The 15,791-nt window shown below is 37.7% G+C and carries 14 protein-coding genes; 6 read left to right on the forward strand and 8 right to left on the reverse strand.

What is annotated here, in order from left to right; all coding sequences use genetic code 11:
* Nucleotides 1-19: 19 nt before the first annotated feature.
* Complete coding sequence (locus FRZ67_RS05960; RefSeq protein WP_147188668.1) at nt 20-1,039, reverse strand: hypothetical protein; 1,020 nt, start codon at nt 1,037-1,039, stop codon at nt 20-22.
* 157 nt (nt 1,040-1,196) lie between these two features.
* Nucleotides 1,197-2,111 carry a sugar phosphate isomerase/epimerase family protein gene (locus FRZ67_RS05965; RefSeq protein WP_147188669.1) on the reverse strand — a complete coding sequence of 305 codons (915 nt, stop codon included), beginning with the start codon at nt 2,109-2,111 and terminating at the stop codon, nt 1,197-1,199.
* 305 nt (nt 2,112-2,416) lie between these two features.
* Here FRZ67_RS05965 and FRZ67_RS05970 point away from each other — a divergent pair, with 305 nt between their 5' ends.
* Complete coding sequence (locus FRZ67_RS05970) at nt 2,417-3,196, forward strand: NUDIX hydrolase (protein ID WP_147188670.1); 780 nt, start codon at nt 2,417-2,419, stop codon at nt 3,194-3,196.
* A gap of 221 nt (nt 3,197-3,417) precedes the next feature.
* Here the strand turns inward: FRZ67_RS05970 and FRZ67_RS05975 are convergent, their stop codons facing one another.
* The 5 genes from FRZ67_RS05975 to FRZ67_RS05995 all read right to left on the reverse strand — a co-directional run bounded on the left by FRZ67_RS05975 (nt 3,418) and on the right by FRZ67_RS05995 (nt 9,311).
* Nucleotides 3,418-4,572: an alpha/beta hydrolase-fold protein gene (locus FRZ67_RS05975; RefSeq protein ID WP_147188671.1), complete on the reverse strand. Its 1,155-nt coding sequence runs from the start codon at nt 4,570-4,572 to the stop codon at nt 3,418-3,420.
* A 100-nt stretch (nt 4,573-4,672) separates the two neighbouring features.
* Complete coding sequence (locus FRZ67_RS05980) at nt 4,673-4,864, reverse strand: hypothetical protein (RefSeq protein WP_147188672.1); 192 nt, start codon at nt 4,862-4,864, stop codon at nt 4,673-4,675.
* Between the two features lie 66 nt (nt 4,865-4,930).
* Nucleotides 4,931-5,647 carry a LolA-like protein gene (locus tag FRZ67_RS05985; protein WP_147188673.1) on the reverse strand — a complete coding sequence of 239 codons (717 nt, stop codon included), beginning with the start codon at nt 5,645-5,647 and terminating at the stop codon, nt 4,931-4,933.
* Between the two features lie 123 nt (nt 5,648-5,770).
* Complete coding sequence (locus FRZ67_RS05990) at nt 5,771-8,416, reverse strand: TonB-dependent receptor (RefSeq protein WP_147188674.1); 2,646 nt, start codon at nt 8,414-8,416, stop codon at nt 5,771-5,773.
* 295 nt (nt 8,417-8,711) lie between these two features.
* Nucleotides 8,712-9,311: a porin family protein gene (locus FRZ67_RS05995; protein WP_147188675.1), complete on the reverse strand. Its 600-nt coding sequence runs from the start codon at nt 9,309-9,311 to the stop codon at nt 8,712-8,714.
* Between the two features lie 406 nt (nt 9,312-9,717).
* On the opposite strand from FRZ67_RS05995, the gene FRZ67_RS06000 reads away from it, so the two are divergent.
* The 4 genes from FRZ67_RS06000 (at nt 9,718) to FRZ67_RS06015 (ending at nt 13,368) form a co-directional block, all read left to right on the forward strand.
* Nucleotides 9,718-10,701, forward strand: coding sequence for a D-alanine--D-alanine ligase (locus tag FRZ67_RS06000; protein ID WP_147188676.1), 984 nt, complete (start codon nt 9,718-9,720; stop codon nt 10,699-10,701).
* Nucleotides 10,702-10,792: 91 nt separating this feature from the next.
* The gene (locus tag FRZ67_RS06005; RefSeq protein ID WP_147188677.1) at nt 10,793-11,605 is read left to right on the forward strand and encodes a PASTA domain-containing protein; all 813 of its coding nucleotides are present in this window, start codon (nt 10,793-10,795) and stop codon (nt 11,603-11,605) included.
* A 25-nt stretch (nt 11,606-11,630) separates the two neighbouring features.
* The gene (locus FRZ67_RS06010; RefSeq protein ID WP_147188678.1) at nt 11,631-11,939 is read left to right on the forward strand and encodes a rhodanese-like domain-containing protein; all 309 of its coding nucleotides are present in this window, start codon (nt 11,631-11,633) and stop codon (nt 11,937-11,939) included.
* Between the two features lie 196 nt (nt 11,940-12,135).
* Entirely contained in the window at nt 12,136-13,368 is a 1,233-nt protein-coding gene (locus FRZ67_RS06015; protein WP_147188679.1) for an S-adenosylmethionine:tRNA ribosyltransferase-isomerase, read from the forward strand.
* A gap of 122 nt (nt 13,369-13,490) precedes the next feature.
* Here FRZ67_RS06015 and FRZ67_RS06020 read toward each other — a convergent pair whose 3' ends face one another.
* Nucleotides 13,491-14,837, reverse strand: coding sequence for a sensor histidine kinase (locus FRZ67_RS06020; RefSeq protein WP_147188680.1), 1,347 nt, complete (start codon nt 14,835-14,837; stop codon nt 13,491-13,493).
* Between FRZ67_RS06020 and FRZ67_RS06025 the strand changes: the two genes are divergently transcribed.
* Nucleotides 14,836-15,516 carry a YqgE/AlgH family protein gene (locus FRZ67_RS06025; RefSeq protein WP_225975520.1) on the forward strand — a complete coding sequence of 227 codons (681 nt, stop codon included), beginning with the start codon at nt 14,836-14,838 and terminating at the stop codon, nt 15,514-15,516. The two genes, FRZ67_RS06020 and FRZ67_RS06025, sit on opposite strands and share 2 nt — an antisense overlap.
* The last annotated feature ends 275 nt before the right edge of the window (nt 15,517-15,791 follow it).

Consider the following 15,791-nt stretch of genomic DNA (forward strand, 5'->3'; position numbering starts at 1 on the left):
TGTTAAGTTATGGGGTTGCTTATTTTTTGAATTCGGCAACGGCTTTCCCAAGCTCAGAAAGTGTACCACCGCTATTTAATGCATCGCCGGCACTATTACTTCCGGCAGATCTAACTCCATTAAACGTGTCACCACTCCAAAACATATAAATAGGATAGTTTGCTTCCCTGGCCATTTTTAAATAACCCGTAATGAGTTGCGGGGTTACCCCCTTCATGCTTATTTCATTTGTCATTACAGCGTGTCCTGTATAATTACTTAACCATTTGCTAAGACTAACAAAGTCACTGATGTCTCGTTTGGATTTCTCAGGTTGAAATTTATGATGTATGTTAGTGGCATATACTTCATGTGTTCTTTCGAAGTCCATTAATTGCCTTGTGTGCTCAACTCTTATATCGCCCGTAATTTTATCTTTCACAGCTTGTACTAATTGCAGATGCATAGCGCCACTTACCACTTTTATATGATAAGGCTTTGCTATTTCTATGCACATACGCAACTCTTCCAGGTAGTTTTTGAAATCTCCTTTGTAGTATTTAAGATTGATAGGTTCATTTTCAATAACCGCAATAAAGTTATCAACACCAATATTGTTTTTTACATCTTCGCACAGTTGCTTAAATGCTTTTTTAAATTGTATCGTATCGGCCCCATGGAGATATTCAACAATATTACTGCCGGAGGTATTTGTTGCATTCACATTCGTTACACAAATAAAACCTGCTTTGTGAAATTGAACTAATGGTTCGGGAAGTGATGTGTAAGTATCCATTGAAATAGAAGATGGTCTTATGCAGGATAAGTGCATTTGCTTAGCCACATAAATTTGATTCTCGCTTTTATCGTGCTGAATTTTTGCGCCAAAAAGCGTTTTTCCTGAATAAGCCGTATCAGGCAGTGTTTGGTATCCGCCATCTCCTGTAGTCTTAGGTTTATCATCTGACAGGTTCTTCCTGTTAGCACAACTTACCAGTGCAATACAAGTAACAATCGCAAGGGACGCAAGCAAGGAAATTGTAAAAAAGGTTCTTTTCATAGTTCCAAATTTTTTTTTACTGAATGGTCTTCAAATTTACGGTTAAGGCGGTTATTAGCCGTTTTAAACATTTTGTTGTTGCATAGAATTGTTGCAGTACAAGTGAGTGACACAACAGTAGTACCATAGTAGCAATGAAGCTAAGTACATAAAACTATTATCCAAGCATCCTGGTTAAATAGGCATAGCTTGCTGTAATGCTTGCCAGCGCATCTTTTGGCATATCGTGCTCTACAAAGAAATGTTTCATGCCTGCTGTGGAAGCAGCGTCGAATATGCGTTTATAATCGATGGTGCCACTGCCAACGGGAAGAATATCTTCTCTTGATGCATCAAGATCTTTTACATGCCATAATGGAAAGCGACCGGGATTTTGTTTGAACAACTCAACCGGATCTTTACCACCTTTTGTTGCCCATGCAAGATCAAGTTCCATCTGCATTTTTGTTTGAGACAGGAACATTTCATAAGGCACCTGCCCTTCTACTGTATGAAATTCTGCATCGTGATTGTGGTATGCAAAACCGATGCCTGCTTTCTTACAGGCTTCATCTGTTTTGTTCAGCACTTCAATAGAAGATTTTATATCATCAAGTGTATTGATAGGTGTGTTTGCACAAACCAAAAATTCAACGCCACCTTCTGCAGCTTCGTCAACAAGTTCCTGCGTATTATCTCTTAGGTTACGCATTGGCGGAATAACCAATGGCTTACCATCGGCACCGGTTGGCATCTTTGCACCAGGAGGCATTTTAAAAGGTGCACCTAACACATGATGCGATTTCCATGAAAGACCAATGCTTGTTAAGTATGCAGCAAACTCTTTTGGCTTCATACCATAATAGCCGTCTTTCTTGCTGAAGGCAGATTCAATTTCTTTATAGCCAACACCTGCAATTTTTTTCAATGTGCCTTCTACATCGTTATCTATTTCGTTAAAGAAAGTAAATAACTGCAAGCCTATTGGATGCATAGCTTTTTCGCCAAAAAATGCTTTGGCAGTTCCCGTTAATGCCGTACCACCGAGTACCAGTGCGCCGGAACTTTGCAAAAATTTTCTGCGGTTATACATGTCACTTGTGTTTTAGTATTTTAAAATTATATTAGTGTTGCCAGTTTAATTTATTTGGAGGGATATGTGGAGTTTAATTAGTTACAGAAACAATCAACAGCCAATAATCGCATCTACAAAAATAGCCCGGCAAAATATGCCGGGGCTATTGGTTGTTGGCTTAGAAAAATGTACCGGAATTTCTTATGTGCATTATAAACATATTTAGCAGGCAGCAATTATTCCGTAATCAATACGCAATGAAGATAATTATAAATTTTAATCCATAAATTTTATTTTGTGACTTAAATTTCTACTTTTAAGGTATGATACCCGAGAACGAAACGATTGATTTTATAGAGAAAGGCCATAAGGAATTCCTCCATCATTTGTCTATTGACTGTGTGCTTTTTGGATACCATGAACACCAGTTAAAAGTGCTGCTTTTGAAATGGAAAGAATCAGATAAATGGTCGCTTGCCGGTGGCTTTATAAAACTGGAAGAAAATCTTTCAGAGGCAGCTACAAGAATTCTAAAAGAAAGAACCGGCCTTGATGAAATTTTTCTGCAACAGTTCCAAACTTTTGGTGAGCCAAAGCGCTCTCACAGAAGCAAGGCAGACATTGATCATCTTGAGACAATTACCAAAGGTTCTGTGCCCGCCGATCATTGGTTGCTGAAAAGAACTGTTTCTATCGGCTATTATGCGGTTACCGAATATTCGAAGGTAAACCCGCACCCTGACCCGCTTTCAGACAAGTGCGAATGGTGGGAAATTGATTCTGTGCCTAAACTTATTTTTGATCACAATTTTATTCTCGCAGAAGCGCTGAAAGCATTGCGCATGCAGATCTATCATCAACCAATTGGCTATAATTTATTGCCTGAAAAATTTACGTTGCCCGAGATTCATGATCTCTATGAAACCATTCTTGGCAAAGAATTGGACCGCAGAAATTTTGCTAAAAAACTCATCTCGCTTGGCCTTATAAAAAAACTGAATGAGCGCAGAAGTATTGGTGCGCATCGCTCTCCCTTCCTGTATAAATTTGACAAACGTAAATATGACAAGGCTTTGAAAGACGGAATTATATTAGCGTTCTAAAAGGAAGAATTTTTGTACCATGCTGCTTGTCTTTACTCATCGTTCCTTGCGTCGCACTCTTGTACTGCATTGCATTTACCAACAAGTGAAAAGGCGAAAGTGAATAGTATGTTTTGACTTTTCACCTTTCACATCTGACCTGATGAATTCGGTTCTGCACGTACAAGTGAGTGACACAACGAAGATGCTATGGAAAATAAAATGCCGGTCTCTAAAATTTTTTATTTAAATAACAATTGTGTAAATGCTTCCAGGTTTCTGCGCCACACCATCCAGGTATGTGCGCCGGTTGTTTCTACATTTTTGAAGTTGATATTTTGTTTGGCAAGCCAACTTTCAAAATCTTTATTGGAGAACAATAAAAAATCTGAGGTTCCGCAGGAGATCCAAAGCAATTTTATTTTATCATTTACTTTTTCGTTTATGCCGGGAAAATTATAATTGTACACAGCAGCATCTGTAGCTTGTTGGTTTGTAACCGGCATACCAGCACGGCCGGCACCACGATACATGATAAACGCGCTGCTAAAGCCGCCGATCCATTGAAACATGTTCGTGTTGTTAAGCCCTGCATATACCGCTTCTGCACCACCCATTGAAAGGCCCGCAATAGCACGTTTGCTGCTTTCTTTTGAAGCATTATAATTTTTTTCAACCTGCGGCATTACTTCATTAAGCAAACACTTTGTAAAGTTTTCGAACGACCCATCTCCTATCATTGTTTTAGGCACACCATAACCCAATGTATTTACGACGATCATTGGTTTTATTTTTACCTGTGCGATAAGATTGTCGAGAATAATATTTTCAAAACCAATTTGTGTCCATGCACGTGCATCATCACCTATGCCATGCAAAAGATATAACACAGGATACGTTTCTTTTCTTTTTGCATCATAACCTGGCGGTGTGTACACGTAAAAGTCGCGCTGATCGCCTATTACAGCAGATTTGAAAAGATGTCTTGCAACAGCGCCATGCGGTACATCCTGCAGTTCCCAATTGTTTGGCGGTGTTGAAGGAACCACAACAAGGCTTTGCCCGTTACCGTAATATCCAAATTTAATAAGCGGGTTTGAAGGGTCTGTAACGGTAAAACTATCCACTATAAAGTTGTAGGCATATATATCTGGCTGCATAGCTGCAGCAGTTACGCTCCATATACCTTTTGCATCTTTTTGCATGGCCTGCACCTTATTATTCAGTGAAAGCATTACTTTATTTGCATAAGGTGCACGAAGACGAAAAAGAATTGTACTGTCTTTTACTTCAGGTGGCAACGGCAATGTAAAAAGAGAAGGCCTTGCAGAACCATTTGTTTGTGCATTAACTACAGATATTTCAAAGAACAGAAAAAGGAAGAAGACATATTTCATACCAGGCTTTTTTAATTTTTCATTCCATATTGTAAAATGAAAATTACCTGATTTTGTTTATACCCCTTCTTCCTTTTTAACTTTTTACGGTTATAGTATGTTATAAAAATTTCTTCAGCCCGTTAATGGAAACCTGTGGCATCAACACTCTATTATCTTTTTCCGTTACTATATCTTTGGCAAGATCGAAGGTTGCTGTTTGTTTTATATTTATTGAAGAAGCGCCGATCTTAACGGTATATGTTCCTGATTCAGCGATCCATAAAGTAGATGACGTATCAGCTTGCAGCATTTTATTCTAAAGTACAAGTGTGCGACGCAACGATGATGCACAAAGAACTTTAGCCGGGAACAAAATCTATTTACCAGGCATATCAAAAATCTTTTCATCGACAGATCCATTGATCTCAACTTTCTTTCTCGTTATATCTAAAGTAAATTGCCCCATATCTATGTTTACAGCGTATGGCATAAAAATGCCATAATCTGTTTTTTGATAATCCGAAAGTGTAGTGATTACAGTTACTTCCTGGCCCATTGCCATACCCTTCTTCACAGTTTCAATAACATAATAGGTTGCAGGATCAATATAAAAAACAGTTTCTGCATTGTACTTATTGGTGTATTTGATCTTATATGCATTTATTTCTCCTATTTTTTCCTGACCGATCAATTCTACTTTAGCGCCATTGGCTGCATAATTTATCAAAGGATCGGGAAGATAAATGTCGTCTGATGCAATTTTGAAATCATCATCAGACATTGCTGTTGCATCAGAAGCACCTGCAAAAGGGTTGATCATCCAGCCGCTTTTATCAGTTACTGCCTGTACAATGTTTTGCCCGTTAAAATCTGTTTCATTTTTGTAGCCTTTGCCAGCTATTACGGTTGTTTTTGTGGGTGCATCATTGCCCATAACGGCAGTACTGCTTTCTACATACAGAGAAGTTATTTTTGCTATGAGGTCTTTTCCGCCTACTGCATCAATATGTTTTGCAATTATTTCATCGGCAGTTTGTGCTTTGGCGATCGTTACAATAAAAAACGCGAATAAGGTGAGCAGGTAAGTTCTCATTGATTTAATTTTTTGGAAATCTAATATAGCAAAACTGTTTGGATGCAAGATTTAAAAATAAGCGTGAACAATTTTTTTGCCCGAATTTGTTCCCAATTCATTTCATTCCCCACGCTTAATATGTTATTGCATTCCCTGTGTAGCACCCTGCATACCTTCGCCCTGGCTCTTCATATTCTGGCGCTTGAATAAAGCCACATCCATTTTTCCAAAACGATACGTGAAATTCAACCGCACCATCTGTGGATTATTTAAGCGATAGTAATTCTGTGTAAAGTATTCGCTGTACGAATATTGATCCTGTTTACGTGTTTTAAAAATGTCGCTGATACTAAGTGTAATTGCAGCAGCATTGTTCTTAAGAAAAGTTTTCTTGAAAGCCATATCCACGCCCCAGAATGGTCTGATATAACCTTGTGATGAAGACTGTGCCTGCGACATTGGTGGCCCCATTTGACCTGTGTTATTATTCACAGGAAGGTTCGTTTTGCTTTGGTAGTCTCCACTTAACTGTATGGTAAAATTCTTTGGCAATTTAAAGTTGTTATTGATCTTTCCAAACCAACTCCAGATTGCAGCCTGCGAAGTGCCATTGATATTATCTGTATTGATCTTAGAATTATATATGTTTATATTGGCTGTAAGATCCCACCACTTTTTAAGATAGTTTACAGAAGTTGCTTCTGCACCATAACTGTAACTTGAATTAGCATTTACATAAGTACTGATAAGGTCTTCATTACCTGTAACAGGGTTAATAGATTTATCCAGGTAATTGGTGATCAGGTCTGTTGTTTGTTTAAAATAAATTGAAGTAAGAATGGTATTATTTCCCTTCAATGTTTTTGTATAAGACATTTCGAGAGAGTTGGTAAACTCAGGCTTTAAATTCGGGTTTCCTTTTCTTATACTAAGACTGTCTGTATAATCAACATAAGGTATCAACTGAAAGAAATTTGGCCTTCTTACCCTGCGTGTATAACTCAACTGCACTTCCTGCTTATTTTTCAGTTTCTGACTAAAGAATACGGATGGAAATAAGCTCACAGGATATTTGTTACTGAATGTCTCTCCCGTATTACTCAGCTCACCTTTATAATTGGAGCTCTCTGCACGCAAACCAACTTTATACCCAAAATCCTTTATAGAACTTGTAAATGAAACATACGCTGCGTAAACATTATCGTGGTTGCTATAGTTATTGGTAGCAGAAGGTATCTTTATAAATTCAGAACCTCCAACGCCCTGGATAAATGTTTCGTTATCGTTCTTAATCCTGTTCATTTGTGCACGTAACCCAGTTTCTAATTTTGTCTTATCAGTTATAGGTTTCACATAATCGGTCTGTAAAGTAAGAAACCTGTTGCCCCCGCTGCTGATCACTTGTTGCAATTGTGAACCACCAGCAATACCTCCTTCATAATAATTGGTGGTGTACATAGAATTCCCTTCATTCTTACCATTAAAAAAGTTTCCGTCAACTGTTAGTTCCTCACCTGCTTTAGGAAAATTATATTTCATGCCACCCTGCAAACCTGTAGCGTTAAATTGTCTGGTGCTGTTTGAAAATCTTTGACTGTAACTGCTTGCCACAGCACCTGTTTTGAAAATACTATCGGTAGTAATATCAATAGTTTCGTTGGGCTTGAATTCACCATGCACCTTTATTACAGCAAGCGATAATGTAGTTCTGTTGGTAACAAAATAATCAAGCCCCACTCTGCCAAACATAAACCCACCATTGGTTTTATTAAGATTACTCTGGTAAACATGTGCCTGTGTATCGCCAAAATTTAAACGGTCAGTAGTGCCCGTTGTTCTGTTACGCATCTGGTTTACCATTACTGCAGCAGATAAATTTATTTTTCCCTCTCTTACATTAAAATTACCACCACCATTTACACCGCCACGCCTGTCAACACCTGCCATCAGATTACCATTATAACCAGTCTTTTTATTTTTCTTCAAAACAATATTTAATATTCCGGCGTTACCACCAGAAGCATCATATTTTGCCGAAGGATTTGTAATTACTTCTACACTTTCAATAGCATCTGCAGGTATCTGATCGAGTGATAAAGTTGTAGGCCGTCCATCAATATATATCTGTGGTGCGGCATTGCGCAGTTTTACATTACCATCAATATCTACCTGTAGTGATGGTACATTTTTCATCACATCCAAAGCTGTGCCACCGGCACTTACAATATTCTTGTCTACATTAAATACTTTTTTATCAATATCCATTTTTAATGCTGAAGTAGATGCCGTAACTGTTACACCCGCAAGCTGTTTTTCATCTTGTACAAGAGATATATTGCCAAGGTCTTTATCTACATTGTTCAGCATATTGCTCATGCCACTCATTTGTTGTGTGGCGCCTGCACCGGGCTTTGTTGCATTAGGATCCATTTTCATTTGGAATGCAACGGCTTGCTCTACCGGTTTAAAACCTACAGCAGATATCTTTAATTTTAGCTGACCAAACAATGGAAGTTGCTCAAAGCTAAATTCACCATTTGCTTTAGTGGTCAGACCATTTAGCAATAATTCTTTTTTCTTTTTAGAAACGGTATCAAATTTTGTTTGCAGCAGCAATACAGAAACTTCACTAACCGGTTTGCCAAGGCTATCCACTATCTTACCATAGATATGACCAATATTCATTGCCTGTGCATTGCCTTTGCCTCCGGGTGCTGCACCAGGAAATTGTGCCATAAGATCAGCAGTCACTATCATCGCACATACAACTAGTAAAAACCTTCTCATAATTATTTTTTTGATGATGCAAAAGTATATTGCGTATAAATGACAGATTGTTCAAATGAGACAATGCCATAAAATGTTGCGACGAAAAGAAGAAAGTTAGTTTGAAAGAGAATACTAACAGCCGTTATGAGACCGGCTATGTATATGAATTAATCTTCCGTTGCGTCGCACTCTTGTACGTTTATATAACAAGTGAGCAAATAAAAGCTGGACCAACAGTAATAAATTTAGATATTAAGTAAATAACAAAAGGCTGTTGAAAAACAACAGCCTTTTACATATACTATTTTCAATCTTAAAATCTTACCGCAGCACCTATCTGTACACCGGTATTTAACTTATACGCTTCTGATGATTTTGTTACATCAACAAGGCCTTGTGTATACCTGCCGTATATACCAAAATGATCAGTAAAGTTTACGCCTAATCCTGCATTAACACCCAAATCAACTTTACGATATCCTCCATCTACTGCAATTTTATCCTCACCCGTCGGAGCGTTCTTTGTTTTTGAGTTTATCAATAAACCCACCTGCGGCCCCATTTCTACATAAAATCTTTTTGCAGGATAATATTGCATCATAAATGGCGCTTGTATATAATCAAGTGCCAAAACTCTTTTCTGGCCTTCATCTGTCATATACTTTTGTCCTTGTGCAGAGTACAATAATTCAGGTTGAAAGCACCAGTTTTTATTAATGGTATGATGAACAAATATACCTGCATGTGCTGTAACTCTTTGGTCACCTTCAAAGTTTGAAATACCTGTAAGACTAAGACCACCTTTAATACCCATTTTAGGCATTGTATAATGGCTTTTGCTATCCTGGGCATTCGATGTATTCATGATCATAGCCAATGCAACTATTGATGCCCCTAACATAATTCTTTTCATAGATTCATTTTTTGATTCACATTATAAATTTTCAAACCCTGTGCCAGCAGTTAAAAGGTATGGTAAACATTTACCTTTATCTGCGCTATTCCCTTTGTGCATAATGGTTTTAGCAGTCACCCCTTAGCTATTTCAATTTCATAATTACTAGTGTTAAATGTGGGGAATGTGAGGAAAGTAACGGACAGAATATTCATTTTTCAGCACAAAAATATACTTTGTGGCAAATATTGTTTTTACAAGCTCAATTAAGAGTAAAACGTACAAGTGAGTGACACAACAGGTGATGCCATGAAAAACACTTGCCAGTTCCAAAAAATTTCATACTCTTTTCTTAATAAACAGCTATAAATAATCGCCTGTTCAAAAATTTCTATTTCTTTGCGGGGAATCAAGCACGCATAAGATGAAAAAAAGAATTGCATTGGTTACCGGTGGATATAGTGGCGAGGCCCAGATAAGTTATAAAAGCGCTATTACCGTTGCACAAAATGTGGACAGAGAAAAATTTGACCTTTATACAATTGATATATGCAAAGAAGGCTGGTTATATGATGATGGCAAAGGCAATCGTACGCCTGTTGATATGAATGATTTTTCTATAAATTTTGATGGCAATAAGCTAACTTTTGATGCAGCTTTGATGTGCATTCACGGCAACCCCGGCGAAGATGGCAAACTGCAGGGCTATTTTGATATGCTGAAAATTCCTTACACCAGTTGCGATGCTGCAACCAGTGCCTTGACCTTTAATAAAAGGTATACAGTTGCGGTTGCAGCATTCAGTGGCATTCGTGTGGCCCGTTCTGTATTGCTTATAAAGAACAGGTTTACGAATCCTGAAGAAATCATTAATAATTTACAGTTCCCTGTTTTTGTAAAACCCAATAACGGCGGATCGAGCATTGGGATGAGTAAAGTAAACAATGCATCGGAAGAACTAGGTGCAGCAATTGAGAAAGCATTTAATGAAGATGACCAGGTATTGGTGGAAGAATTTATACAAGGCCGAGAATTAACGATCGGTGTATTCAGAAAAAATAATGAAATCATTACATTGCCGATGACAGAGATCATCTCTCAAAAAGAGTTCTTTGATTTTGAAGCAAAATACCTTGGTAAAAGTGAAGAAATAACACCTGCAGAGGTAGATGAAACTGTTGCAGAAAAAATAAGAGCAGCAGCCAAAAAAATTTACCAGGTATTTAACTGTAAAGGTATTGTGAGAATTGATTTCATATACAATGAAAAAGCTGCGGAACCGTTTATGCTGGAGATCAATACCGTGCCGGGGCAAAGTGAAGCCAGTCTTGTGCCGCAACAGGTAAAAGCCATGGGCTGGACACTGAAAGAATTTTATACAGCAGTAATTGAAGAAGCATTTGTGTAGTGATTTCGATATATGATGTTTGATTTCGGAATTGAAATAACAGATCGCCATTTTAGCAATATTCAAACTTTACAATAACAAAATATATTTCGTGTTTAAATTCATCACACACAAATCTTTCCTGGTAAACCTGCTGGTAATAATATTGTTGGTGGGTATGCTGATCTTTTTATTTTTCAGTTTGCTTGGTGTACTTACCAATCACAATGAAACACAGAAGGTGCCCTCGGTTACAGGAAGAACTTATGATGAAGCAAAAAAGATACTCGAAGCTGCAGGTTTTGAAACAGGCATACAGGATTCTGTTTATGCAGATACGGCAAGGCCACTGCAGGTTATGCGCCAGTCACCCGATGTAGATGCGTCAGTAAAAGCAGGCAGAACAGTTTATTTAACTATAAACCGTGCAGTACCTCCACAGGTTGAAATGCCCGACCTGCGTGGCTTTTCCATCAAAAGTGCAACCCTGTATTTACAAAGCCTTGGTTTAAAAGTTGGCGATACAAGTTATGTGTACGATATAGCACGCAATGCAGTAAAAGAGCAATCATATAATGGCAAACCAATTACACCAGGCACCAAAATAAATATGGGCAGCAGTATTAGTCTGGTTATTGGCAATGGTGTAAGCGATATTGAATTAGACGTGCCAAATCTTGTGGGTATGACGGTGAATGATGCCCGTTCTTTGCTTAGCAGTTATAATATTGTGATGGGTGCTATCATTCCGCTTGACGCCGTATCTGATACCGCTAATGCTTTTGTGGTAAATCAAAAACCGATCGAGTTTAATACAGAAGCAGATGGCACCACCACAAAAAATAAAATAAGGCCCGGACAAATCATGGATATTTGGATCAGTAAGCAAAAGCTGGTAACAGCACCGCCTGAACAAGCTCAATAATTAATCACTATAAACTTTTTATACTATGCAAACAACAACTGTCGAAGCATTAAAAGCCCGTTTAGATAATGGCGAAGTTGTAAACCTGCTTGATGTACGCGAAGATCATGAAAGAGCAGATTTTAATATTGGCGGCACACATATACCGCTTGGCAAAATACAAGCTATGCAGCTGGATGATATTGAAGACTGGAAAGATCAGGAAGTTATCGTTTATTGCCGCAGTGGCAACCGCAGTGGAATGGCCAGTTTATTTTTAGAGCAGGCAGGTTTTAAAAATCCGGTTAATCTTACAGGTGGCATGCTTGCCTGGCAGGAAAAATTTGGAAAATAATTTTTTTTAGCCCGGCTATAAAGCATGCATTAAACTTCCGTTGCGTCGCACTCTTGTACATGCTGTATTTTAATGAGCAATGCAAAAAATAAATAAACCTGTTAGAGTTATAAAACCTAACAGGTTTTATAATTAATACAGTTACTTATTTATACTTTATATTTTACAAACACTATTTACCTATATACTACAATAAGTGCATCCTAAAAGATTATTCATAAAAGATTTTTTATACAAGCTTCCGGAAGAAAGAATTGCTAAATATCCTTTACCACAAAGAGATGAAAGCAAGTTGCTGGTATATAAAGATCAATCAATAACAGAAGACACTTACTACAATCTTGAAAAATATATTCCCGGAAACTCTTTACTTATTTTCAATAATACTAAAGTTGTAGAAGCAAGATTATTGTTTCAAAAATCAACCGGCAGTATTATAGAAATATTTTGTTTGGAACCTGCCGATATATATGCAGACATCACAACTGCTATGCTGCAAAAAGGTAAAGTACTATGGAAATGTTTGATAGGTGGTGCAAAAAAATGGAAGGACGAGCCGGTGATTAAAATAATCAAAAATGATTTGAAAGAATTTAAGTTTACTGCAAAGAAGATCGAAAAATTTACAGACTATTTTTTAATAGCGTTCAGTTGGGATGACGATTCATTATCTTTTGCAGAAGTATTACATGCAGCGGGTTCTGTACCATTGCCACCCTATTTAAATCGAACTGCAGAAGAAACTGACAAAGAAAGATATCAAACCATTTATGCAAAATATAATGGTTCTGTTGCAGCACCTACTGCAGGCTTGCATTTTACAGAAAGATTGTTTCAAAAGCTTGATCAAAAAAATATCCAAAGAGATTTTGTTACACTCCATGTTGGTGCCGGTACATTCAAACCTGTAAAAGCAGCAATAATGGAAGAACATGAAATGCATACAGAGTTTATTGATGTGCGTGCAGCATTGATTGAAAATATACTCCAGCATATTGATAAAACAGTTATAGCTGTAGGCACTACTTCTTTACGCACCATAGAAAGTTTGTACTGGCTTGGTGTAAAAACAATTTTAAACCCAACTATATATTTAGAAAGTTTGCAGGTTTATCAATGGGATGCTTATGACGTAGATGCTGAAAATATTTCTGCCAAAGATGCGTTGCAAGCTTTATTACAATGGATGAAACAACACAATTTATCAAGCCTGATAACGAAAACGCAGATCATCATTGCACCGGGTTACGCATTAAAAATTGCAAAAGCATTGATCACGAATTTTCATCAGCCGCAATCTACTCTGCTGCTATTGGTAGCTGCAATAATTGGTGATGACTGGAGAAGGGTTTACAATTATGCCCTGGAAAATAATTTTCGCTTTTTGAGTTATGGAGATGGTTGCTTGCTGTATCCAGTAGCAGTTTGATTACCGCAGAGGCGGAGAGACGCATAGAAATATTTCAGTTGATGAGAGAGAAGACAGAAAGTATAAGTGTGCGACGCAACGAAAGTTTATTACCTATTCTGTCGTTCGGCTCCTGAAAAACACTATGCTTTTGCCAATGGCATTTCAATGGTAAACGTGCTGCCTTTACCTAAGGTGCTATCAACCCTTACACGGCCCTTATGCACATCTACAATAGTTTTTACATAACTCATACCAAGGCCAAAACCTTTTACATTATGTATGTTTCCGGTGTGTGCACGGTAGAATTTTTCGAAGATGCGTTTGGTAGTTTCTTTGCTCATGCCAATGCCATTATCTTCAACCTGCATTACAAAAAATTTTGCTGAAGAATGCGTGGTAATTTTTAACTGGAGCGGATCTTTCTCTTTAGAATATTTTATAGCATTATCTATAAGGTTGGAAATAAGATTGGTAAAATGCGCTTCATCTGCATTGATAAGATCATCCTTTGCATTCAGCAAAAGTGTAGTTGCAGCACCCTTCTCCTGAAACTGAAGATTGAAGGTATCCAATACTTTCTGCAACAACATATGCACATGTACAGGTTTAATATTCATGCGTATATCCTGCCTGTCCATGAGCCCCGCCTGCAATATGGTTTCCACATGTTTACTCATGCGTTTGTTTTCATCCTTAATAATGCTGCTGAAGTACTCAAGTTTACTTCTGTCTGCCAGTACTTTTTCGTTTTTCATAGCATCAGTAGCAAGCGATATAGTAGCTAACGGAGTCTTTAACTCATGCGTCATATTATTAATAAAATCACTTTTGATCGCATTTAGTTTGCGCTGATTCAATATAGTTTTAACGGCAAGATAAAATGCCGCTATAATAATAATATTAAACAATGCCGCACCCACAATTACCCAGGTAATAGAATGCCATACCTGCGTTTTAAAATCCGGCACTATAAGTATCAGGTGTTCGTAAGCCATAAGACCTTCCATGTCTGAACCACTTTCCGGTACTATAGCTATTTCTTCACGCCGGTTATGCACAGTATCCATCAGTTCTTTGAAGAAATTTGTTGACTGCAATTCTACTGCACGAAAATCTGTTGCATTAGAGGTGATGGCAAATTCAAAACGAAAATTTTTCAATTCTTCTTTATCAAATTCGCGGCGCAATGCAGAATCTATATCCTGCTCAGAATATCTTTCGGCAATCGTAGGCATTCGTGTTATGCCAAAGGAAAGATCATTTGGCATAAAGTTCAGGTCTCTCCGGTGCGGCAAACGCATCACCCTTCCTGCAAGTGTCTGCTGACCGATCTGTTCAGAAACGGAAACACCGGCCTTATCAACTTTATATAAAAAACGTTCGCCTTGTACTACTAATAAGTTCGACACCCATTGTACCTGTATAACAATAAGGCCAACAATAGACAACGCAATCAATACAACAATAATGGGGAAGATTTTCTTCATGCAGTTACAAATATATACATCCGTAGTAAAGATGCACAAGTTTGGCGTTAATGTTTACCAGCTTTTTAACGCCAATGATTGTTTAAACAGCTATTTTGATTTATCAATAAAAATACTAAATTGTACTATGGTTGAAATTGAAACAGGCACCATACTTATTGCTGATCCTTTTTTGAAAGATCCCAATTTCAAACGTACCGTTGTGTTTTTATGCGATCATGAACCTGCCGGCAGTTTTGGTTTTGTAATTAACCGTAAGCATAATACCATCCTCAGCGATTTGCTTCCTGATCTTTCCGGCTGCGATTTTCCGGTGTATTATGGCGGCCCTGTGCAAATGGATGCACTGCATTTTTTACACCAGCGCCCCGATATTATCAGCGATGGCATTGAAGTTGCCAATGGCATTTTCTGGGGTGGTAATTTTGAAACCGTAAGCGTATTATTACAAAACAATACGCTTAAACAAAATCATATTCGCTTCTTTATCGGCTATAGTGGCTGGGGCGAAGGGCAATTACAGGATGAACTAAAAGAAAAAAGCTGGCTCACCACAAAAGGAAATAAAAAACTGGTTTTCCACCGCGACGAAAATCTTATCTGGCAGGATGCCATCAAACAAATTGGTGGCGATTATGAGCAGATTATACATTATCCCATTGATCCTACATTGAATTAATATTTTTCTTTTTTATGTGCCATACTGCAGTAATACTATGATGCTTCCGTTGCGTCGCACACTTGTACATTCAGAAAAGTTTCAACAGTTCATACGTTTTTATGTTTACAAGTTCTGATGTACAGTTATTACCATGTAAAACTGATCAAAAAAGTTTCAACAGCTGAAAGGATTGCGACGCAACAACTGATGCCATAAAAAACAAAAGTTGGTATCACAAAAACTTCTCCATTGTGTCATTTTTACCGTTTGCAAAATCTTTCTGTTAATTTGCC

This window comes from Panacibacter ginsenosidivorans, from assembly GCF_007971225.1.
Classification (GTDB): Bacteria; Bacteroidota; Bacteroidia; order Chitinophagales; family Chitinophagaceae; genus Panacibacter; species Panacibacter ginsenosidivorans.

Bases quoted from the DNA above. Each gene is read 5' to 3' on its own strand.
- FRZ67_RS05970 (WP_147188670.1), top strand. From the start codon at position 2,417: ATGATACCCGAGAACGAAACGATTGATTTTATAGAGAAAGGCCATAAG.
- FRZ67_RS05980 (WP_147188672.1), bottom strand. From the start codon at position 4,864: ATGCTGCAAGCTGATACGTCATCTACTTTATGGATCGCTGAATCAGGA.
- FRZ67_RS05965 (WP_147188669.1), bottom strand. From the start codon at position 2,111: ATGTATAACCGCAGAAAATTTTTGCAAAGTTCCGGCGCACTGGTACTC.
- FRZ67_RS06000 (WP_147188676.1), top strand. From the start codon at position 9,718: ATGAAAAAAAGAATTGCATTGGTTACCGGTGGATATAGTGGCGAGGCC.
- FRZ67_RS05975 (WP_147188671.1), bottom strand. From the start codon at position 4,572: ATGAAATATGTCTTCTTCCTTTTTCTGTTCTTTGAAATATCTGTAGTT.
- FRZ67_RS05985 (WP_147188673.1), bottom strand. From the start codon at position 5,647: ATGAGAACTTACCTGCTCACCTTATTCGCGTTTTTTATTGTAACGATC.
- FRZ67_RS06010 (WP_147188678.1), top strand. From the start codon at position 11,631: ATGCAAACAACAACTGTCGAAGCATTAAAAGCCCGTTTAGATAATGGC.
- FRZ67_RS06025 (WP_225975520.1), top strand. From the start codon at position 14,836: ATGCAGTTACAAATATATACATCCGTAGTAAAGATGCACAAGTTTGGC.
- FRZ67_RS05995 (WP_147188675.1), bottom strand. From the start codon at position 9,311: ATGAAAAGAATTATGTTAGGGGCATCAATAGTTGCATTGGCTATGATC.
- FRZ67_RS05990 (WP_147188674.1), bottom strand. From the start codon at position 8,416: ATGAGAAGGTTTTTACTAGTTGTATGTGCGATGATAGTGACTGCTGAT.
- FRZ67_RS06020 (WP_147188680.1), bottom strand. From the start codon at position 14,837: ATGAAGAAAATCTTCCCCATTATTGTTGTATTGATTGCGTTGTCTATT.
- FRZ67_RS05960 (WP_147188668.1), bottom strand. From the start codon at position 1,039: ATGAAAAGAACCTTTTTTACAATTTCCTTGCTTGCGTCCCTTGCGATT.